This window comes from Burkholderia sp. AU39826, assembly GCF_020419965.1.
In the GTDB taxonomy this organism is placed as follows: Bacteria; Pseudomonadota; Gammaproteobacteria; order Burkholderiales; family Burkholderiaceae; genus Burkholderia; species Burkholderia semiarida.
Genome location: NZ_JAIZQG010000002.1, coordinates 233,690 through 252,175, shown reverse-complemented (window position 1 = coordinate 252,175; position 18,486 = coordinate 233,690). Strand labels below are relative to the sequence as shown.

The window sequence follows — 18,486 nt, the reverse complement described above, 5'->3', positions numbered from 1 at the left end:
CGGTCAGGTCCGGCGGTTGTCGTCGTTGCCGTTGTCATCCGCAAACACCTGTGCCGCATGTTCGTTCAGCGCGGGCGGCGGCCGCCGGTACGTGGCCGGCGTGCGGCCGAGCTTGATCGGCGACGCGATGCCGCGATGCCGGCCCAGCTCGACCTTCATCCGCCGATGCGCGACATGCGGGTGGGCGAGCGCCGCGTCGAGCGCGAGCACGGGCGCGCACGGCACGCCGCGGTGCATCAGTCGCTCGGCGAGCGTCGCGCCGTCGTGCGCGGCCAGCGCCGTTTCGAGCAGCGTGCGCAGCGCGGCGCGGTTCCGGCTGCGCGCGCGGTTGTCCGCGAAGCGCGGATCGTCGAGCCAGTCGCGCGTGCCGAGCACGTCGCACAGCGCGGCGAACTGCCCGTTGTTGCCGACCGCCAGGAAGATGTCGGCGCCCGCCGTCGGAAAGCTGTCATACGGCGTGATGTTCGGATGCGCGTTGCCGGTGCGCACGGGCGCCTGGCCCGAATGGAAGAAGTTCGGCGTATGCGGATGGAGGATCGACAGCGCGCAGTCGAACAGCGTCGATTCGACGAACTGGCCGCGCCCGCTCGCATCGCGCTCGCGCAGCGCCATCAGCACGCCGAGCGCCGCGTTCAGCCCCGTGACGAGATCGACGATCGGCACGCCGACACGCAACGGTGCGCCGCCGGCTTCGCCGTTGACGCTCATCAGCCCCGCGAGCGCCTGCACGGCCGCGTCATAGCCCGGCAGCCCGCCGAGCGGACCATCCGCGCCGAAACCCGACACGCGGCAATAAACGAGGCGCGGAAACCGCGCGTGCAGCGCATCGAAACCGAGCCCCCAGCGCTCCATCGTGCCGATCTTGAAGTTCTCGACCAGCGCGTCCGCGTGTTCGAGCAGCCCGAGCAGCCGCTCGCGATCGGCCGGCTGCGTCAGGTCGAGCGCGATGCCGAGCTTGTTGCGGTTCACGCCGAGGAAGTACGACGCTGTGTCGCCGTCGAACGGCGGGCCCCACGTACGCGTCTCGTCGCCGGAAGGCGGTTCGACCTTGATCACCTCCGCGCCGTGGTCGGCGAGGATCTGGGTCGCGTACGGGCCGCCCAGCACCCGCGACAGATCGATGATGCGCAATCCCGCCAGCGCGCCCTGCTGCTCGTGTTCCGCCATGCGTCTCGCTCCTGGTTCCGGTCGATCGGACTGCCGGTTCCGGTGGGCCGGCGCTTGCGCGCGGCCAGTCCGGATTCGATGAATAATTCTTGTGTGTGAATTTATATTCACACTCACGAATTATGTTGTCAAGCCCGGATGGACCCGCTTGCCGTCCGGATCACGCCGTCGCGTGCCAGTAGGGATGACACCGAACGCGCGCCGGTTGCGGTGGCGCCCTGCGCTTCGCTAAGCTGGCGGGCAACCTTCATCCCTATCCATACAAGGCAGAACATTCATGAAACGGTTGTGGCTGGCGGCCTTCGTGCTGGTGTCGTCGCTGGGCGTCGCGCACGCGCAGAACCAGACTTTCCACTTCGGCGAAGGACAAACCGGGATGCCGGGCGCCGCGCCGCATGCTGCGGGGCCGGCCGCGCGGCCCGCGCCCGCGCGCCGGCACGTCACCGCGCCGTCGCGTCATCACCGGCGTGCCGTTGACAAGCGCCGCCATTCGCGCCGGGCGAAACCCGCGCGCAGCGGAATCTACACGCACGCGTGAACTGTCGTCCGTGGGCGCGACCGCGGCGCATGGAACGGTCACGAACGGCCGGTCACGTCGGCGCTGCGGGCTGCATGCCGTCGCCGCCGGGCGGCGCACGACACGCCGCTCGAAGCCGCGCATCGGGAGCTTGCGGAGCAAACGCGGCTGGAGGGGCTCGCACTCGACTACGTGGTGCGGTTCGGCGGCCTGACGAAGCTGCGTCATGTGTTGGTGGCCTGGCCGACGTGCCGGCGAACCTGACGCCGTGCGCGAGCAACGAGATCGCGCGCTGCATGTGATTCACCGTCGACCGGCTCGACACGCTCGGGCGAGCGTACCGACGCGCGAGATCCTCGAACTGCCGCGGCTCGACTGTTTTTCAGAGTGCACGAGCGAGCCGCTTCGCCGAGCTCGACGCCGGCCCGGGCTCGGGTACCGACCGCGGCGATTACGCGCGCAGGAACGGGCCGGCCTTGCGTTCGAGCAGCGCGACGAGTTCGGGCTGCATGAACGCGTAGCGGTCGGGGATGTCGAGGCAGACGATCTTCCGGTGCTTCAGATGCGCGCCGAATTGCGCGGACAGTCGCGCCTTGTGTGCGCGCTCCATCACGAACACGATGTCCGCCCAGTCGAGCTGCTCGGCGGTGAGCCGCGCGTCCGCATCGGGCGCGAGGCCCGCGGAATCGGTTTCGATGCCCGGCCACGCGGCGAATACCACTTCGGCCGTCGGGCTGCGCAGCCGGTTGCGGCTGCAGATGAACAGTGCGCGCGTCATGTCGCTTCGCGGCCGCCCAGGGATGGCCCGCTCAGCCTTGCGGAATCGTGCCCGGCCGCACGTACGCGAGCATGTGCGGCACGTAATCGGCCTTGCCGAGCTCGACGCCGTGATGGCGCAGGATCGCGTACGCGGCGATCGCGTGAAAGTAGAACTGCGGCAGCGCCCAGTCGCGCGCGTACTGTTCGCCCGTCATGTCGAACGCGGTCCCGTTCGGCAGCTCGAGCGAGATCGGCAGCGCCGCGCCGCCGTCGAGCGCATCGGGCGCGAGTTCCCCGAGAAAGGCGAGCGTACCGGCGATGATCGCCTGCGCGTCGGCCGGCGAGCCGGGTTGCGCATCGGCGTTCCAGCCGGCCTCGCGCAGCGCCAGCAAGGCAGCCGGCAGCGGCTCGCCACGCAGCCGGTGGACCGGCTCCATCGCCTGGAAACACGAGAAACGCACCTGGGCGGCGAGCGGATACATGTCGGGCGCCAGCCTCAGCGTCATCGCCGCGTCGGGTTCCTCGCCCGCGGCTTGCCGGTGCGCGACGGCCTTGTCGAGCCACGCGGACTGCGCGCGCAGCATCTGGGTGTACGTCGGAACGAGAAGTTGGGTCGGTGACACGCGTGCGCTCCTGTGCTGGGGGTTCGCGCCACACGATAGCAGCGTCGGCGCAAACCTGCATCCCGGCGGGGGCGCCGACGTGTCGTTACGGCTTGCCGTGCCGCGCCAGAAAACGGTCGAGCTGAGATGCGAATGCCTTGCCGTCGCGTGCGCTGAATGGCGCCGGGCCGCCCGTGTCGATGCCCGCGCTGCGCAACTGGTCCATCATCGCGCGCGTCGACAGGCGCTCCTCGATGTTTTCGCGACTGAACCAGTTGCCGCGCGGGTCGAGCGCATGCGCGCCCTTGTCGAGCACCGCGGCGGCCAGCGGGATGTCGGCGGTGATCACGAGGTCGCCGGCTTCCGCCAGCTCGACGATGCGCGCATCGGCCACGTCGAAGCCGGCCGGCACCTGCACGGCCTTGATGAACGGCGACGGCGGCGTGCGCAGAAACTGGTTCGCGACCAGCGTCACGCAGATTTCGGCACGACGCGCGGCGCGAAACAGCATGTCCTTGATGACGGCGGGACACGCGTCGGCATCGACCAATACTTGCATGGCGGGAGTTTCCAGGGAGCAGAAGCGGAAACGGTGATCATAGCGCACCGCCGGGCGGCCATCAGCCCGCGAGATCCGTGCGAAGCGCGTCGGCCGTCACCCACTGCGCGCCCCACGCCGCGGCAAGCCGTGGGCCCTGCCCGATCCGCACGGCCGCATCGTCGAAGTCGACGAACACGACGTGATCGGCTGCCGCGGGTCTGGCCGGCATCTCGCGCGTGCGCCCGTCGGACAGCACCCACAGCCAGCGCTGCCTGGCCGGCTCGCGGCGCGCCGCGCGGGCGAGCAACTGCGCGGCGGCCGCGATGCCGTCCGCCAGCGGCGTGCCGCCGCCGCCGTCGACCGGCTCGAGCCAGCGCGCATTCCACCAGCGCGGCACGGCCGGGCCGAAGCGCCGCGCGGCGCCGTTGCCGCCGAAGCAGACCAGCGCGGTTTCGGCACGCTCACGCGCGGCCTGATCGAAATACGCGACGATCAGCCCCTTCGCGAGCGCGAGCCGCTCGTGCGATAGCATCGACGCCGAACAATCCAGCACGAAGCAATGCAGCGCGTGCGGCGTGCCCGCGCGTTTCGCGAAGCGCAGATGGTCGCGATGCAGCGGGCTCCCGCGTTTCGCGGCGAGCGTCGCCGGCCACGCGACGGCCGTGCCGGCACGCAACGTACCCGGCACGCGCGCCGCTGCGCCTGATTGCCATCGAGGACCGCGAATCGCGTTCGCGGCGGCGCCGGCTCGATGGCTCAGCGTTTTTTTAGCGGCAGCGGCACCACGCCTTTCACGTCGCGCAGCCCGGCCGGTTCGGGTGGCAGGTAACCCCAGTCGCCCTGCGATGCCGACGCGTCGGCCCGTGTTTCGCCCGGTCGGTCGCCGGGCTGCTGGCGCGTATCCGGCGGCGAACGATCGTCGCGTTCGCCGCCGTGTTGCGACGACTGGCGCGACGACTGATGCGGCGGCTCCGCATGGCGCCGGTGCCGCAGGACGGCTTCGGCCACGCGCTCCACGTGCGACACCGTCACCGCGTCGACCTGCTCCAGCGCGGCCAGCGCGCGCGCGGCGCGCAGCATCACGAGATCGGCGCGCAACCCGTCGACGGCCGCATCGATGCACAGCGCGCTGACGCGTGCATGAACCGCATCGTCGAAATCCAGCGCCGGCAGCCGCGCGCGCGCCGCGTGAATCCGGTCCGCGAGTTCCCGCTGGGCAACCGCGTGACGCGCGCGAAACGCGTCCGGATCGAGATCGAACGCAAGACGCGCCTTCACGATCCGCTCGCGCTGCCCAGCGTCGAAGCAGTTCTCGAGTTCGACCATCAGCCCGAAGCGGTCGAGCAACTGCGGGCGCAGCTCGCCCTCCTCGGGATTCATCGTGCCGACCAGCACGAATCGCGCGTCGTGCGCGTGCGACACGCCATCGCGCTCGACGATGTTCACGCCGCTCGCGGCGACGTCAAGCAGCGTATCGACGAGCCCGTCGGCAAGCAGGTTCACTTCGTCGACGTACAGCACGCCGAGATGCGCGCGAGCCAGCAGGCCCGGCCGGAACCGCACGCCGTTTTCGGCGAGTGCATGCGCGAGATCGAGCGTGCCGGTCACCTGCTCGTCGCTCGCCGACAGCGGCAGCGTGACGAACTGCCCTTCCGGCAACAGCTCCGCGAGGCCGCGCGCGGCCGTCGATTTCGCGGTGCCGCGCGGGCCGCTGACGAGCACGCCGCCGAGCGACGGGTCGATCGCGGCGAGCAACAGCGCCTGCTGCAATGCGTCCTGCGCGACGAGCGCCGCAAACGGAAACACCGCGCGGGCGCGGTGCATCGTCGGATCGGTCATCGCGGTCCTCCTTCCTGGCGTTGTTCGCTGGCGAGCCAGACCGCTTCGATCCGCTCGCGATAAGGGCCCGGCTGCTGCCACAGCCCGCGCTGCATCGCTTCGACGAAGCGTTCGCAGATGCCGTGCAGCGCCTTCGGGTTGTGCCGTTCGAGGAACGCGCGGGTGGCGTCGTCGAACAGGTACGCGTCGGCGACGAGCGCGTACTGGTGATCGGACAGCACGCGCGCGGTCGCGTCATAGCCGTACAGGTAGTCGACGGTCGCGGCCAGCTCGGCCGCGCCCTTGTAGCCGTGACGCTTTACGCCGTCGAGCCATTTCGGGTTGACGACGCGCGAGCGGATCACGCGCGCGATTTCCTCGCGCAGCGTGCGCATCTTCGGCGCGACGGGGTTCGCATGGTCGCCGTGATAGATGCTCGGCTGCTGCCCCGACAGATGGCGCACGGCCGCCGTCATCCCGCCCTGGAACTGGTAGTAGTCGTTCGAATCGAGGATGTCGTGCTCGCGGCTGTCCTGGTTCTGCACGACGACGTCGATCGTCGCGAGCCGCTCGCCGAACACGTCGGCCGCCGCGTCGCCCGCGCTGTTCTGCGCGTATGCGTGGCCGCCCCATTGACGGTAGGCATCGGCGAGATCGGCGTCGGTCTGCCAGCGGCGCTGGTCGATCAGATCCTGCAGGCCCGCGCCGTAACTGCCCGGCCGCGCGCCGAACACGCGCCAGCCGGCGCGGCGCCGCGCTTCGTCGGGCGCCACGCCCTGCGCGACCCACTTCTCGCGTTCGCGCTCGATGCGCGCGCGGATCGGGTTCAACTCCTCCGGCTCGTCGAGCGCGGCAACCGCCTGCACGGCCGCGTCGAACAGGTGCATCAGGTTCGGAAACGCGTCGCGGAAGAAGCCCGACACGCGCAGCGTCACGTCGATGCGCGGCCGGTCGAAGATCTCGATCGGCAGGATCTCGAAGTCGGTCACGCGGTGGCTGCCGTGCGCCCATTTCGGCCGCACGCCGATCAGCGCGAACGCCTGCGCGATGTCGTCGCCGCCGGTGCGCATCGTGGCCGTCCCCCACACCGACAGCCCGATCGCGCGCGGATAGTCGCCGAGATCCTGCAGATGGCGTTCGATCAGTTGCTGCGCGGATTTCAGCCCGAGCGACCACGCGGCTTGGGTCGGCACCGCGCGCGTATCGACCGAGTAGAAGTTGCGGCCCGTGGGCAGCACGTCGGGGCGGCCGCGCGACGGCGAGCCGCTCGGCCCCGGCGGCACGAAGCGGCCGTCGAGCCCGCGCAGCAGTTGACGCATTTCCTCGCGGCCGCACGCGTCGAGTGCGGGCAACAGCGTCGACCGCACGCGCTCGATCACCGCGAGCGTATGCGGCCATTCGCCGGGCGGCGGCATGTCGATACCGGAATCGTCCGAAGCGGTTCCGCACACAGTGGCCAGCCAGTGCTGCGCGAGCCGTTCGAGCCGCTCGCGCGTATCGCCCGCATGCCGCCACGGCGACGCGTCGAGCGACTGCAGGATGGCCGGCCGCGGCCCCGTCCACGGCGCGGCCCAGTCGGCCGCGAGCGGATCGAACGCGTCGCCGAGCGCAAGATCGCGCGCGAGCGCGCCGATCAGCCCCGCCCGTTCGCCCTTGCCGTCGCCGACCGGAAAACGTGCGAGCGCGAGCAGCGTGTCGCGCCGCTGGCGCTCGACCGGCGACGCGCCGAACACGTGCAGCCCGTCGCGAATCTGCGCTTCCTTCAATTCGCACAGCCACGCGTCGACCCGCGTGAGCAGCGCATCCTCGTCGCCCGCATCGCGCGGCGGCGACACGCTCAGCTCGTCGTGCAGACGATGCTCGGCGATCGTCGCGAGGATCGTCTTGCGCAGCAGCTTCGCACGCCGTGCATCGACCATCAGCGCTTCGTAGTATTCGTCGACCTGCCGTTCGAGATCCTGCAGCGGCCCGTAGTTTTCCGCGCGCGTGAGCGGCGGCATCAGGTGATCGACGATCACGGCCTGCGCGCGGCGCTTCGCCTGGCTGCCCTCGCCCGGATCGTTGACGATGAACGGATACAGGTGCGGCAGCGGCCCGAGCGTCAGGTCGGGCCAGCACGCGTCGGACAGCGCGACGCTCTTGCCCGGCAGCCATTCGAGATTGCCGTGCTTGCCGAGGTGGATGACCGCGTCGACGCGATACGCATCGCGCAGCCAGAAATAGAACGCGAGATACGCGTGTGGCGGCACGAGGTCGGCATCGTGGTAGCTCGCGTAGTCGTTCTCGTCGCGCGAGCGCGACGGCTGGATGCCGACGAACACGTTGCCCGCGCGCCAGCCGGCGATCGTGAAACGCTGTTGCCGCAGCGTCGGATCGGCTTCGGGCGGCCCCCACCGTTCGTTCAGCGCATCGCGCACGGCGGCCGGCAGCCGCGCGAATCGCGCGACGTAGTCGGCCAGCGCGTAACTCTGAAATGCGGGACGCAGCGTGCGCACGGCGGGATCGTTGGTGACGCCCTCGGTGAGCCGCGCGATCAGCGCGTCGCCGTCGGGCGGCAGGTCGGCCACGGTATAGCCCGCGTCGCGCAGCGCCGCGAGCACGCTCAGCGCGGAGGCAGGCGTATCGAGCCCGACGCCGTTGCCGATCCGCCCTTCGCTTTGCGGATAGTTCGCGAGAATCAGCGCGATGCGCTTGTCGGCGTTATCCAGCGTGCGCAGCCGGCACCAGCCGCGCGCGAGCGCCGCGACGAACGCGATCCGCTCGGCATCCGGCTGGTAGCGCACGACGTCGACCTCGGTATGCGGGCAACGATACGCGAGCCCCTTGAAGCTCACCGCGCGCGTGACGATGCGCCCGTCGACCTCGGGCAGCGCGATGTGCATCGCGATGTCGCGGGCGTGCAGGCCCTGGCTGTCGGCGAGCCACGCGCCGCGATTGCCGCCGGACAGGATTACCTGCAGCACCGGCGCGTCGCCCGCGAGCACGTCGTGTTCGGGGCTGTCGATCGCGCCGGCCGCGAACGCGGTGGTATTCAGCACGAGCGTGACGCCATGCGTGTCGCACAGCTGCGTGATGACCTCGCGGCTCACCGCGTCCTTCAACGACGTCACCGCGATCGGCAGCGGATTCAGTCCTTCGTCGATCAGCGCGTCGGCCAGCGCGTCGAACACGGCCGTGTTCGCGGCCTGCCAGTGCGCGCGATAGAACAGGATCGCGACGACCGGTGCGCCGGGCGTCCAGCGCGGCCGCCAGTCGTCGACGCTCGCGCGGTCGCGCGCCGGGTGATACAGCGCGGCGGCCGGCAGCGGGCGCGGCGGTTCGGGCTCATCGCCGAACCCGAGCGTGTGAAACGCGATGCTGCGCAGCAGCGCGTCGGCGTTGTGCACGCCGCCCTCGCGCAGATAGCGCCACCACAGCCGGCACAGGTCGGGCCTCACCGTGCTCTTCGCGACGAGGTTCGGGTCCTCCTGCAGGTCGCCCGAGAACATCGCGAGTTGCTGCCCGCGCTTCGACGCGAGCGACACGGCCTGCTCGATCCCGTACGGCCAGTATGCTTCGCCGCCGAGATGATCGATCACGACCGTCTTCGCGTGACGCAGCACGTCGTCGACGTAGAAATCGACCGACGCCGGCTGCCGCAGGAACGTGACGTTCGCGAGCCGCACGCTCGTAAATCCTTCGGGCAAGTGCGGCACGACGCTCGCGAGCAGCGACAGCGTCGTGTCGGCCGAACTCAGGATCACGATGTCGGCCGGCTGCTGGTCGATCCGGACGACGCCCTGCGTATCGTCGACGAAGCCGCCCGGCGTGGTGCGCAGCAGATGCATCGTGCGTTACGCCTGTTGCGGCTCGGCCGCGCACGCGGCGTCGAACGCGCGTTGCAGCGCGGCGGCGTCGAGATCCTCGCCGATCAGCACGAAGCGGCTCGCACGCGTTTCGCCGTCCTGCCAGCGGCGGTCGAAATAGCTGTCGAAGCGGCGCCCGACGCCCTGGATCACGAGCCGCATCGGCGCGCCGGGCAGCGCGGCGAAGCCTTTCGCGCGATAGATCGTGTGCGCTTCGACCACACGCTGCAGCGCGGCGATCGTCGCTTCGCGCGTGCCGGCGTCGCCCGACACCACGACCGAATCGAAATCGTCGTGATGATGATCGTGATCGCCGTCGTCGGCCGAGCCGTGATGGTCGTGACGCAGGTGGATCGTTTCCTCCGACGCCGATTCGAGGCCGAGCAGCATCGCGAGATCGAGCTCGCCGCGCGTCGCGCGAACGATCTTCACCTGCGGCGGAATTTCTTCGCGGATCGCGGTTTCGATCCGCGCGAATTCGGCGTCGTCGACGAGGTCGGCCTTGTTCACGATCACGAGATCGGCGGACGACAGTTGATCGGCAAAGAGTTCGTGAAGCGGCGATTCGTGGTCGAGGTTCGGATCGGCGCGGCGCTGCGCGTCGACGGCCTGCGGGTTTTCCGCGAACTGGCCGCTCGCGGCGGCCGGCCCGTCGACGACGGTCACGACCGCGTCGACCGTGAAGCTGTTGCGGATCGTCGGCCAGTTGAACGCCTGCACGAGCGGCTTCGGTAGCGCGAGGCCCGACGTCTCGATCAGCACGTGATCGATGTCCGCGCGGCGCTCGACGAGCGCTTCCATCACCGGATAGAACTCTTCCTGCACGGTGCAGCACAGGCAGCCGTTCGCGAGTTCGTACAGTTGGCCCGACGCTTCGCCCTGCGCGCCGTCGGCCTCGTCGCAGCCGATGCCGCAGCCCTTGAGGATTTCGCCGTCGATGCCGAGCTCGCCGAACTCGTTGACGATCACCGCGATGCGGCGGCCTTCGGCGTGCTGCAGGATGTGGCGCATCAGCGTCGTCTTGCCGCTGCCGAGAAAGCCCGTGACGATCGTGACGGGCAGCTTGCGTAGGGTCATGGTAGGTCCGGTGTCGAAAAAGGAATCAGGACGGGATCGTCGCGTCGGTGGCGGCACGGCCATTCACGGGGCGGTCGCGGGAAGGTCGCCGCGCAGTCCGGCCGGACAGCCGCGGGACGGGCGGAACAACGAATCGGGCATGGTGCTTCCTTGCGAACGGTCGACATCGTGAATGCCAACACGGCTGCTGCCTGCCTCGCCCGCGCCGCCTGCCGTTCGCCGCGCCGGCCGCGCACGTGCGGCGGCAGATGGGCGGAGGAAGCGTCGAACACCGGGCGTCGGACCTGCTGCGGCCGTGGACGATGCGCCGCCTCCCCGCGGCGCTGAACCCCAACGTTTAGGCCGGTATCCGGGCTGACGAACACGCCGCTTCGCCTTCCCGGATGCGCGGCATCCAGTGGCGGTCGTCCGCATGCGCAGGGCATGCGGCGAAGCGGCGCTGCGTGGCGCTTGCGCGCGACGCGTTCGCTTACCGTTGCGGGGGCAGCACAGGTTGGCTCGACTGCGGCGCAGGCAGGCTCCCTGTTTCCCGTTTAACTGCGTGCGCCGGAGCGGCGCGCGCGAGCACCAAAACGCGTGCGAGTGTAGGCGGCGGGGCCGGGAGCGTCAAGGCGAGCGGTGCGCAGCGAACGCGAATGATTGTCGTTTTCAACTGGGCGAGATAAACTTCACCCGATAACAACGCAACCACCGCGCAACGGCAATGTGAGGCAATCACTCAGTTATCCTTAAATTTCCATGTCGAAACGACAGATATCCGGGCGGCGCTTTCCTGTGCTCGCCCTGTCGCTGTGCTCGATCGCCGGCGTTGCCTCCTTTCCTGCCCCGGCGGCCGAGTTCGACGACGAACTGCCCGCGCTCGAGGTGCGCAGCCGCCGTCATCCGAACGATCCGCGCGCCGAAAGCGTGAGTACGGCGACGCGCACCGCGAGCGATCCGCGCGACGTCCCGCAAACGATCGACAGCGTGCCGGTCGAGGAAACGCTGTCCTATGGCGGCCGCACGCTGGCCGACGCGCTGGCCGGCGTGCCGGGTGTGTCGAATACGTCGGACACGCGCTTCGATTCGTTCCGCATTCGCGGCTTTTCCGCCGCGGGCGACCTGCTGCTCGACGGCATGCGCGACGACGCGCAATACGTGCGCAGTCTCGGCAACATCGAACGCGTCGAAGTGCTGAAGGGGCCGGCGGCGGCGCTGTACGGGCGCGGCAGCGGCGGCGGCGTCATCAACCGGATCACCAAGCAGCCGCTGCCGGAAAACTTCGGACATGTGTCGGCGGCGACCGGCAGTTATGGACGACTCGGCGCGTCGGTCGATCTCAACCGGATGCTGTCGGGCGCATGGAGCGTGCGGCTCAATGCCGGACGCGAACACGCGGGCAGCTTCCGCGACCACGTCGACGGCACGCGCCAGTACGTCGCGCCGTCGATCAAATGGCAGGACGCACGGCGAAGCTGGCTGCTGCAGTTCGAATACGACACGTACCGGCGCGTGCCCGATCGCGGCATGCCGGCGTCGGTCGCCGCGTTCGATGCAGCCGGCAAGCCGCTCGCGTACGCGCTGCCGTCCGCGCCGCGCGCGACCTTCTTCGGCGCGGCGGGCCGCGACACCATCCGCGACGAAAACATGAACTGGCGCTCGGTCTTCACGCATGCGTTCGATGGCGGCTGGGAACTGCGCCATACGCTGGGCGTGCTGGATTTGCGCAGCACCTTCGACAACACCTACGTCACGCAAAGCTACGTCACGAAGCCGCGCGACTACCGGCGCGTGCAACGGGCGCGCTACCTTCAGGACATGACGCATCTGAACGTGCAGACCGGCGTCGAACTGGGCGGCAAGGTCGCGACCGGCCCGGGCGTGCATCACCTGCTGTTCGGCATCGAATACGGCTGGCAGAAACGCGCCCCGACGCTGTGGCAGGCCGACGCGGCGCCGGTCCCGATCGCCGGACCGGATCGTCTCGCCCTGGCCGGCTCGACGCCGCGTCCGTATGCGATGAATCGCCACCGTGTCACCGATTACGCGATCTTCGCGCAGGATCGCATCGACTTCGGGCGAGCGTGGAAGCTCCTCGGTGGCGTGCGGGGAGAACGCTTCGACGTCGATTCGACCAACGCGCTGAACGATCTGCATGCACGGCGCACGACGACGGCGTGGAGCCCGCGGCTCGGCGTCGTGTGGTCGCCGGTGAGCGCGCACAGCCTGTATGCGTCGTACAGCAAGAACTTCGCGCCGGTCGGCGGCGACCTGATCGGCATCACGCCCGGCGCGCGCGGCAACGCCAACGATCTCGGCCCGCAATACACGCGTCAATACGAGATCGGCGTGAAAAGCGACTGGCGCGACGGCGCGCTGAGCACGACGCTCGCGCTGTTTCAGCTCGATCTGTACAACCGCCGCGTCGCCGACCCGGTTCGGCCGGGATTCTTCGATCTCACCGGCCTCGAGCGCAATCGCGGTATGGAACTGGGCGTCGCCGGCCGGCTCACGGGCGACTGGTTCGTCCGCGGCGGCATCGGCTGGCAACACGCGCGGGTGGTCGACGCCGAACCGAAGTATGCGGGCAAGCGGTCGGCGGGCGTGTCGGCGTCGAACGGCAGCCTGTTCGTCGGTCATGCGCCGCTGCGCGGGTTTTTCGCCGAACTCGGGCTCGTGTACGAAGGTGCGCGCTACGCCGATCGCGACAACCTGCTCGAACTGCCCGCCTACGTGCGCTGGGACGGCAAGGCCGGATATCGCACGCGCGACCTGGAAGTGACGCTGGCGGCCGTCAACCTGACCGATCGCGACTACTACGCGAATGCGACGAGCGTCGCGCAGATCATGCCCGGCACGCCACGCACGTTCACGCTGACGGCGACGTACAAGTTCTGACCGCGTGCATGGTGCCGCCGCCCCGCGCCGCGGGCGCGCCGGGGCCGCTCGCGCGGCGCACGCGTGTGCTATCGTATGCGCCGCGTTCGGTGCTCGCATGCGCATTCCGTGCATGCAGTTAAACGGGAAACAGGAGGCGAAGATCCGCCCGGCCTGTGCTGTCCCCGCAACGGTACGCCGCCCGCGCAACGCGCTCTGCCGCGCGTGCGCCCAGGCCGCCCGCGATGCCACTGCCCTTCAGCCGGGCGGGAAGGCTGCGGCCTGGCAAGCGGCCAGCCCGGATACCGGCCGACGCAAGGGGCGAGCGCACTGCTCGCCGAACGCCCGATCCGCGGGGAACGGATCGGGTGCGCATTCCACCCGCGTTCGCGCGGGTTTCGCCCCGATCCGCCATGCACTGCCTGCCCGCCGGCCGCCGATGCGCCGCCCGCCTGCCCTGTTCCACTGTTTCGACACGGTGCGCGCCGTGCCGCGCGCGATGAGCCGCGCCTGGCTCGTCGGCGCCGGCCCCGGTGACGCCGACCTGCTCACGCTCAGGGCCGTACGCGCGATCGGCGCGGCCGACGTGCTGCTCGTCGACGATCTCGTGAACCCCGACGTGTTGCGCCATGCGCGCGCCGATGCGTCGATCGAGCACGTCGGCAAGCGTGGCGGACATGCGTCGACGCCGCAGGAGACGATCGTCGCCGCGATGCTCGCGCACCTGCGCGCGGGCCGCAGCGTCGCACGGCTCAAGGGCGGCGATCCGTTCGTGTTCGGCCGCGGCGGCGAGGAACTGATCGCGCTCGGCGCGGCAGGTTTTCCGGTGGAAGTCGTCAACGCCATCACGGCCGGCATCGCCGCGCCGGCCGCGCTCGGCATCCCGGTCACGCACCGCGGCGACGCGCAAGGCGTGATCTTCGTCACGGGCCACGGCGCGGGCGCCGACGAGCCCGACTGGCGCGCGCTCGCGGCCACCCGCATGACGATCGTGATCTACATGGGCATCCGCCGGCTCGACGCGATCGCCGCGGCGCTGCGCGACGGCGGCCTGCCCGGCGACACGCCGTGCGCGGCGATCGAGAACGCCACGCGCGCCGAACAGCGCCACGTACTCGCGACGCTCGATACGCTCGTCGCGCGCGTCGGCGAAACCGGCATCGGTTCGCCGGCGATCGTCGTGATCGGCCGTGTAGCCGCGCTCGCCGACGATCCGGCGGTGCGCGCGGCGCTCGGCGGCCGCGCATGATGCGCGTCGCGCTCGGCGTCGGCTTCCGCGCGGGTGTCACGCCCGCGCAACTCGATGCCGCGATCCGCGCCGCGCTCGCGCGCCATCCGGGCGCCGAACCGGCGCTCGTCGCGACGCTCGCCGACAAGGCGCGCGCCCGTGCGCTGCGCACGCTGTGCGCGCGCCGTGGCTGGCCGCTCGTCGCGTTCGATGCTGCGCAACTCGCGAGCCGTCCGGAACTGGCCGCGAGCGGTCCTTCCGACGCCGCGCTGGCCCGCTTCGGCGTCGCGGGCGTGGCCGAGCCGTGCGCGCGGCTCGCGGCGCCGCATGGCCGGCTGCTCGGCCCCAAATCCATCCGGGACGGCGTGACGGTCGCGCTCGCCGGCCCGCTTTGAACCCATTGTTTCGCTTTCGACAGGACGATTCCCGATGAAGACCGATTCCGAATCCCATCAGCGGATGGCCGAACGCCGCCGCGCCGGCCACGAGAAGAAGCAGGCCGCCGCCACGCAGGAGAAAGGCCTGCTGATCGTCCACACCGGCAACGGCAAGGGCAAGAGCACGGCCGCGTTCGGGATGGCCGTGCGCGTGCTCGGCCACGGCATGCGGCTCGGCGTCGTGCAGTTCATCAAAGGGGCGCTGCACACGTCCGAGCGCGACTTCCTCGGTGCGGTCGCGCAATGCGATTTCGTGACGATGGGCGACGGCTATACGTGGAACACGCAAAACCGCGACGCCGACATCGCGACCGCGCGCAAAGGCTGGGACGAGGCGCGCCGGATGATCGAAAGCGGCGACTACCGGATGGTGATCCTCGACGAGCTGAACACCGTGCTGAAGTACGAATACCTGCCGCTCGACGAAGTGCTCGCGACGCTCACGGCTCGACCGGAGTCGGTGCACGTCGTCGTCACCGGGCGGCACGCGCCCGATGCGCTGATCGATGCGGCCGATCTCGTCACCGAAATGCGACTCGTCAAGCATCCGTACAAGGAGCAAGGCGTGAAGGCGCAGCGCGGCGTGGAGTTCTGAGCATGCCGGCCTGCCCCGCGCTGTTCGTCAGCGCGCCCGCGTCGGGCCAGGGCAAGACGTCGGTGACGGCCGGCCTCGCACGGCTGCACCGCCGGCTCGGCCGCCGCGTGCGCGTGTTCAAGACCGGGCCCGATTTTCTCGATCCGATGCTGCTCGAACGCGCGAGCGGCGCACCCGTGCATGCGCTCGACCTCGGGATGGTCGGCGAGGCCGGCTGCCGCGCGCTGCTCGCCGAAGCCGCGCGCGACGCGGACCTGATCCTGATCGAAGGCGTGATGGGCTTGTTCGACGGCACGCCGAGCAGCGCCGATCTCGCGGCCGCGTTCGGCGTGCCGGTCGTCGCGGTGATTTCGGCGAAGGCGATGGCGCAGACGTTCGCGGCGATCGCCTTCGGGCTCGCGCGGTTCCGGCCGGGGTTGCCGTTTCACGGCGTGCTGGCCAACCGCGTCGGCTCGGCGCGGCATGCGGAGTTGCTGCAACAAGCGTTGCCCGGCGACCTGCGCTGGCTCGGGCACGTGCCTGTCGATGCGGGTATTGCGCTGCCGGAGCGGCATCTCGGCCTGCATCAGCCGGCCGATATCGACGATCTCGATGCACGGCTCGACCGCGCGGCCGATGTGCTCGCGCAAACCGCGCTCGCCGAGTTGCCGCCTGCCGTCACATTCGCGGAACCGGACGTGGCCGCGCCGCTGCCGCGTGCGCTGGCCGGCAAGCGGATCGCGGTGGCGCGCGATGCGGCGTTTTCGTTCATCTATCCGGCGAATCTCGCGTTGCTCGACGCACTCGGTGCCGAGCTGCGATTCTTCTCGCCGCTCGCCGACGAACCCGTGCCCGACGATTGCGACGCGCTGTTTTTGCCGGGCGGCTATCCGGAACTGCATGCGGCGACGCTTGCCGGGAATGCCGCGACCGCACGGACGATTCGCGCGCATGCGGCCGCCGGCCGGCCGATCGTCGCGGAATGTGGGGGGATGGTGTATCTGTGCGAATCGCTGACCGATGTGGATGGGTCGACGACGCCGATGCTCGGGCTGCTGCCGGGCCACGCGACGATGCAGCGCCGGTTCGCGGCGCTCGGCATGCAGCAGCTCGATACGCGGATGGGGCCGATGCGCGGGCATACGTTTCATTATTCGCGGCTGGATACGCCGCTGGTGCCGGTCGTGACCGCCGCGCGGCCCGATGGCGCGGCGGGCAGCGGTGAAGCCGTTTATCGCGCGGGCGCGATCGTCGCGACGTACATGCACATGTACTGGCCGTCGAATCCGGATGCGGTCGTGGCGTTGTTCAGCGGGGAAGCGTTCTAGACTGATCGATGTCGAGCCCGCATCGAGGCGGCATCCTGTCGGGTTTGAGCGTCGCTTTGTAGCGACTACGGCATTCGACGGGCGCGGCTACGGATGCCGTTCGATGTCCATTCGCTGATGCAGGAGCCGAATCACATCGATCGTGTCATCCGTTTTCACGGTAAAACACAACGTGAGATCCAGCGGGGTAGCGAAAATACCCGTCGCGAACGACGCAAGTTCGCCCCGTTTTTTTGCCGCGCGCAGCGCTTCGATGGTGCCGCTCAGATCACGGTGATGGTGCTCTGCCTGCTGAGGAGCCCCACGCTGTCTAGCCTCGTCCGTCACACCAGAAACGCCTCGGCCAACTTCACCCAGTACGACGCACCGGTCGGCAACGCCGCGTCGTTGAAGTCATAGCCGGGGTTGTGCACCATGCAGCCGCCCTCTCCGTCGCCGTTGCCGATGATCAGGTAGCAGCCCGGCCGCTTCTCGAGCAGGAACGCGAAATCCTCGCTGCCGGTGAGCGGCACCATTCCGTCGATCAGATTGGCTTCGCCGACCCATTCACGCGCGACGCCGCGCGCGAACGCCGTCATCTCCATATCGTTGACGAGCACGGGGTAGCGGCGCTGGTAGTCGATCGTCGCGGTCGCGCCGAACACGGCTGCCTGCGCATGCACGACCTCCTTGATGCGCGTCTCCAGCAGGTCGCGCACGTCGGGCTTCAGCGCACGCACCGACAGGCGCATCTGCGCACGATCGGGAATCACGTTCGGCGCGTCGCCCGCATGGATCGCGCCGACCGTGACGATCGCCATGTCGAGCGGCGACACGTTGCGCGACACGATCGTCTGTAGCGCCAGCACGATCTGCGCGCACACGACGACCGGATCGATCGCCCGGTGCGGCACCGCGCCGTGTCCGCCGCGGCCCTGCACGTCGATGACGACCGTATCCGACGACGCCATGAACGGCCCCGGCAGGAAACCGAACGTGCCGGTCGGGAAGCCCGGCATGTTGTGCATCGCGAAGATCGCGTCACAGGGAAATTGCTCGAACAGCCCGTCGTCGAGCATCTTCTTCGCGCCGCCGAGCCCTTCCTCGGCCGGCTGGAAAATCAGATTCAGCGTGCCGGAGAAGCGGCGTTCGCGCGCGAGGTGCTTCGCGGCCGCGAGCAACATCGCCGTGTGGCCGTCGTGGCCGCACGCGTGCATCTTGCCCGCGATCGTGCTCTGGTACGGCAGGCCCGTCGTTTCGTGGATCGGCAGCGCGTCCATGTCGGCGCGCAGCCCGAGGCGCTGCTGGCCGTCGCCCACTTTCAACTGCGCGACGACGCCAGTGCCGCCGAGCCCGCGATGCACGGTGTAGCCCCATGATTGAAGTTGCTCCGCGACGAGATCGCTCGTCGCGAATTCCTCGAAACCCAGTTCGGGGTGGGCGTGGATACGATGCCGGATCTCGATCATTTCGTCGGCAAGGCCTGCGGGGATCACGCTGTGCGTCACGGTGTCGTCTCCTGTTGTCCAGTGGGGAACGTGCAGGCAAGGATAGTTCGTTGAGCGACAACCGGACAGACAGAAAGTCGTCGCGGTGGCAACCGTTGATTGCTGTTCGATCGCAGGGCGCAGGGCAAAGCTCGGCCGCCCGTATGGGCTATCGCATAAGAACGACTGCCGCTAGCGACAGGCATGCCCGATACGGGGTGTTCCGGCTCGATTTTCGCATGGGGGTTATCGTTGGCAGTCGCCCAACATT

Annotated in this window: 16 protein-coding genes, 1 pseudogene and 2 riboswitches; of the genes and pseudogenes, 7 read left to right on the top strand and 10 right to left on the bottom strand. The window is 69.6% G+C overall.

Going from position 1 to position 18,486, the window contains the following annotated elements:
• Positions 1-3: 3 nt before the first annotated feature.
• Positions 4-1,167, bottom strand: coding sequence for a CaiB/BaiF CoA transferase family protein (locus LGM42_RS05960; protein ID WP_226231781.1), 1,164 nt, complete (start codon positions 1,165-1,167; stop codon positions 4-6).
• Between the two features lie 277 nt (positions 1,168-1,444).
• On the opposite strand from LGM42_RS05960, the gene LGM42_RS05955 reads away from it, so the two are divergent.
• Positions 1,445-1,705 (top strand): hypothetical protein, encoded by a 261-nt coding sequence (locus tag LGM42_RS05955; protein ID WP_059584075.1) that lies wholly within the window; start codon positions 1,445-1,447, stop codon positions 1,703-1,705.
• A gap of 99 nt (positions 1,706-1,804) precedes the next feature.
• Positions 1,805-2,093 (top strand): annotated as a pseudogene (locus LGM42_RS05950) (NUDIX domain-containing protein); the annotation flags it as partial.
• Positions 2,094-2,135: 42 nt separating this feature from the next.
• On the opposite strand, the gene LGM42_RS05945 reads toward LGM42_RS05950, so the two are convergent.
• The 7 genes from LGM42_RS05945 to cobW all read right to left on the bottom strand — a co-directional run bounded on the left by LGM42_RS05945 (position 2,136) and on the right by cobW (position 10,326).
• Entirely contained in the window at positions 2,136-2,462 is a 327-nt protein-coding gene (locus tag LGM42_RS05945) for a low molecular weight protein tyrosine phosphatase family protein (protein WP_226231780.1), read from the bottom strand.
• Positions 2,463-2,493: 31 nt separating this feature from the next.
• Positions 2,494-3,066 (bottom strand): DUF1993 family protein, encoded by a 573-nt coding sequence (locus LGM42_RS05940; protein WP_059643350.1) that lies wholly within the window; start codon positions 3,064-3,066, stop codon positions 2,494-2,496.
• A gap of 85 nt (positions 3,067-3,151) precedes the next feature.
• Positions 3,152-3,604, bottom strand: coding sequence for a YaiI/YqxD family protein (locus tag LGM42_RS05935; protein WP_021160082.1), 453 nt, complete (start codon positions 3,602-3,604; stop codon positions 3,152-3,154).
• A gap of 61 nt (positions 3,605-3,665) precedes the next feature.
• A complete protein-coding gene (locus LGM42_RS05930; protein ID WP_060318526.1) occupies positions 3,666-4,274 on the bottom strand; it encodes a vWA domain-containing protein in 609 nt (202 codons plus the stop codon).
• A gap of 68 nt (positions 4,275-4,342) precedes the next feature.
• Positions 4,343-5,425 carry an ATP-binding protein gene (locus LGM42_RS05925; protein ID WP_226231779.1) on the bottom strand — a complete coding sequence of 361 codons (1,083 nt, stop codon included), beginning with the start codon at positions 5,423-5,425 and terminating at the stop codon, positions 4,343-4,345.
• Complete coding sequence (cobN, locus tag LGM42_RS05920; RefSeq protein WP_226231778.1) at positions 5,422-9,231, bottom strand: cobaltochelatase subunit CobN; 3,810 nt, start codon at positions 9,229-9,231, stop codon at positions 5,422-5,424. Before cobN ends, LGM42_RS05925 begins: the two co-directional genes overlap by 4 nt.
• Positions 9,232-9,237: 6 nt before the next feature.
• Positions 9,238-10,326, bottom strand: a complete 1,089-nt coding sequence (cobW, locus tag LGM42_RS05915) for a cobalamin biosynthesis protein CobW (protein ID WP_226231777.1) — start codon at positions 10,324-10,326, stop codon at positions 9,238-9,240.
• A 322-nt stretch (positions 10,327-10,648) separates the two neighbouring features.
• Positions 10,649-10,913: riboswitch (cobalamin riboswitch) on the bottom strand.
• Positions 10,914-11,064: 151 nt separating this feature from the next.
• Here cobW and LGM42_RS05910 point away from each other — a divergent pair.
• From LGM42_RS05910 to LGM42_RS05890, 5 genes are all read left to right on the top strand, one after another.
• Positions 11,065-13,203 (top strand): TonB-dependent siderophore receptor, encoded by a 2,139-nt coding sequence (locus LGM42_RS05910; protein WP_264168120.1) that lies wholly within the window; start codon positions 11,065-11,067, stop codon positions 13,201-13,203.
• 70 nt (positions 13,204-13,273) lie between these two features.
• A riboswitch (cobalamin riboswitch) is annotated at positions 13,274-13,511 on the top strand.
• A gap of 170 nt (positions 13,512-13,681) precedes the next feature.
• Positions 13,682-14,431: a uroporphyrinogen-III C-methyltransferase gene (gene cobA / locus LGM42_RS05905; RefSeq protein WP_226231775.1), complete on the top strand. Its 750-nt coding sequence runs from the start codon at positions 13,682-13,684 to the stop codon at positions 14,429-14,431.
• Entirely contained in the window at positions 14,428-14,805 is a 378-nt protein-coding gene (locus tag LGM42_RS05900; protein WP_059643329.1) for a cobalamin biosynthesis protein, read from the top strand. The genes cobA and LGM42_RS05900 overlap by 4 nt, the downstream gene beginning before the upstream one ends.
• A gap of 34 nt (positions 14,806-14,839) precedes the next feature.
• The gene (cobO, locus tag LGM42_RS05895; RefSeq protein ID WP_059584089.1) at positions 14,840-15,442 is read left to right on the top strand and encodes a cob(I)yrinic acid a,c-diamide adenosyltransferase; all 603 of its coding nucleotides are present in this window, start codon (positions 14,840-14,842) and stop codon (positions 15,440-15,442) included.
• Positions 15,443-15,444: 2 nt separating this feature from the next.
• Positions 15,445-16,749 carry a cobyrinate a,c-diamide synthase gene (locus LGM42_RS05890; protein ID WP_060318508.1) on the top strand — a complete coding sequence of 435 codons (1,305 nt, stop codon included), beginning with the start codon at positions 15,445-15,447 and terminating at the stop codon, positions 16,747-16,749.
• Between the two features lie 87 nt (positions 16,750-16,836).
• Here the strand turns inward: LGM42_RS05890 and LGM42_RS05885 are convergent, their stop codons facing one another.
• Positions 16,837-17,076, bottom strand: a complete 240-nt coding sequence (locus LGM42_RS05885) for a type II toxin-antitoxin system RelE/ParE family toxin (protein WP_060318506.1) — start codon at positions 17,074-17,076, stop codon at positions 16,837-16,839.
• The gene (locus tag LGM42_RS05880; protein WP_060318504.1) at positions 17,073-18,236 is read right to left on the bottom strand and encodes a M20 aminoacylase family protein; all 1,164 of its coding nucleotides are present in this window, start codon (positions 18,234-18,236) and stop codon (positions 17,073-17,075) included. Before LGM42_RS05880 ends, LGM42_RS05885 begins: the two co-directional genes overlap by 4 nt.
• Positions 18,237-18,486: the final 250 nt, after the last annotated feature.

Excerpts from the sequence above, each read along its gene's own strand:
- LGM42_RS05960 (WP_226231781.1), bottom strand. The coding sequence starts at position 1,167 with ATGGCGGAACACGAGCAGCAGGGCGCGCTGGCGGGATTGCGCATCATC.
- LGM42_RS05955 (WP_059584075.1), top strand. The coding sequence starts at position 1,445 with ATGAAACGGTTGTGGCTGGCGGCCTTCGTGCTGGTGTCGTCGCTGGGC.
- LGM42_RS05945 (WP_226231780.1), bottom strand. The coding sequence starts at position 2,462 with ATGACGCGCGCACTGTTCATCTGCAGCCGCAACCGGCTGCGCAGCCCG.
- LGM42_RS05935 (WP_021160082.1), bottom strand. The coding sequence starts at position 3,604 with ATGCAAGTATTGGTCGATGCCGACGCGTGTCCCGCCGTCATCAAGGAC.
- LGM42_RS05925 (WP_226231779.1), bottom strand. The coding sequence starts at position 5,425 with ATGACCGATCCGACGATGCACCGCGCCCGCGCGGTGTTTCCGTTTGCG.
- cobN (WP_226231778.1), bottom strand. The coding sequence starts at position 9,231 with ATGCATCTGCTGCGCACCACGCCGGGCGGCTTCGTCGACGATACGCAG.
- cobW (WP_226231777.1), bottom strand. The coding sequence starts at position 10,326 with ATGACCCTACGCAAGCTGCCCGTCACGATCGTCACGGGCTTTCTCGGC.
- LGM42_RS05910 (WP_264168120.1), top strand. The coding sequence starts at position 11,065 with ATGTCGAAACGACAGATATCCGGGCGGCGCTTTCCTGTGCTCGCCCTG.
- cobA (WP_226231775.1), top strand. The coding sequence starts at position 13,682 with ATGAGCCGCGCCTGGCTCGTCGGCGCCGGCCCCGGTGACGCCGACCTG.
- LGM42_RS05900 (WP_059643329.1), top strand. The coding sequence starts at position 14,428 with ATGATGCGCGTCGCGCTCGGCGTCGGCTTCCGCGCGGGTGTCACGCCC.
- cobO (WP_059584089.1), top strand. The coding sequence starts at position 14,840 with ATGAAGACCGATTCCGAATCCCATCAGCGGATGGCCGAACGCCGCCGC.
- LGM42_RS05890 (WP_060318508.1), top strand. The coding sequence starts at position 15,445 with ATGCCGGCCTGCCCCGCGCTGTTCGTCAGCGCGCCCGCGTCGGGCCAG.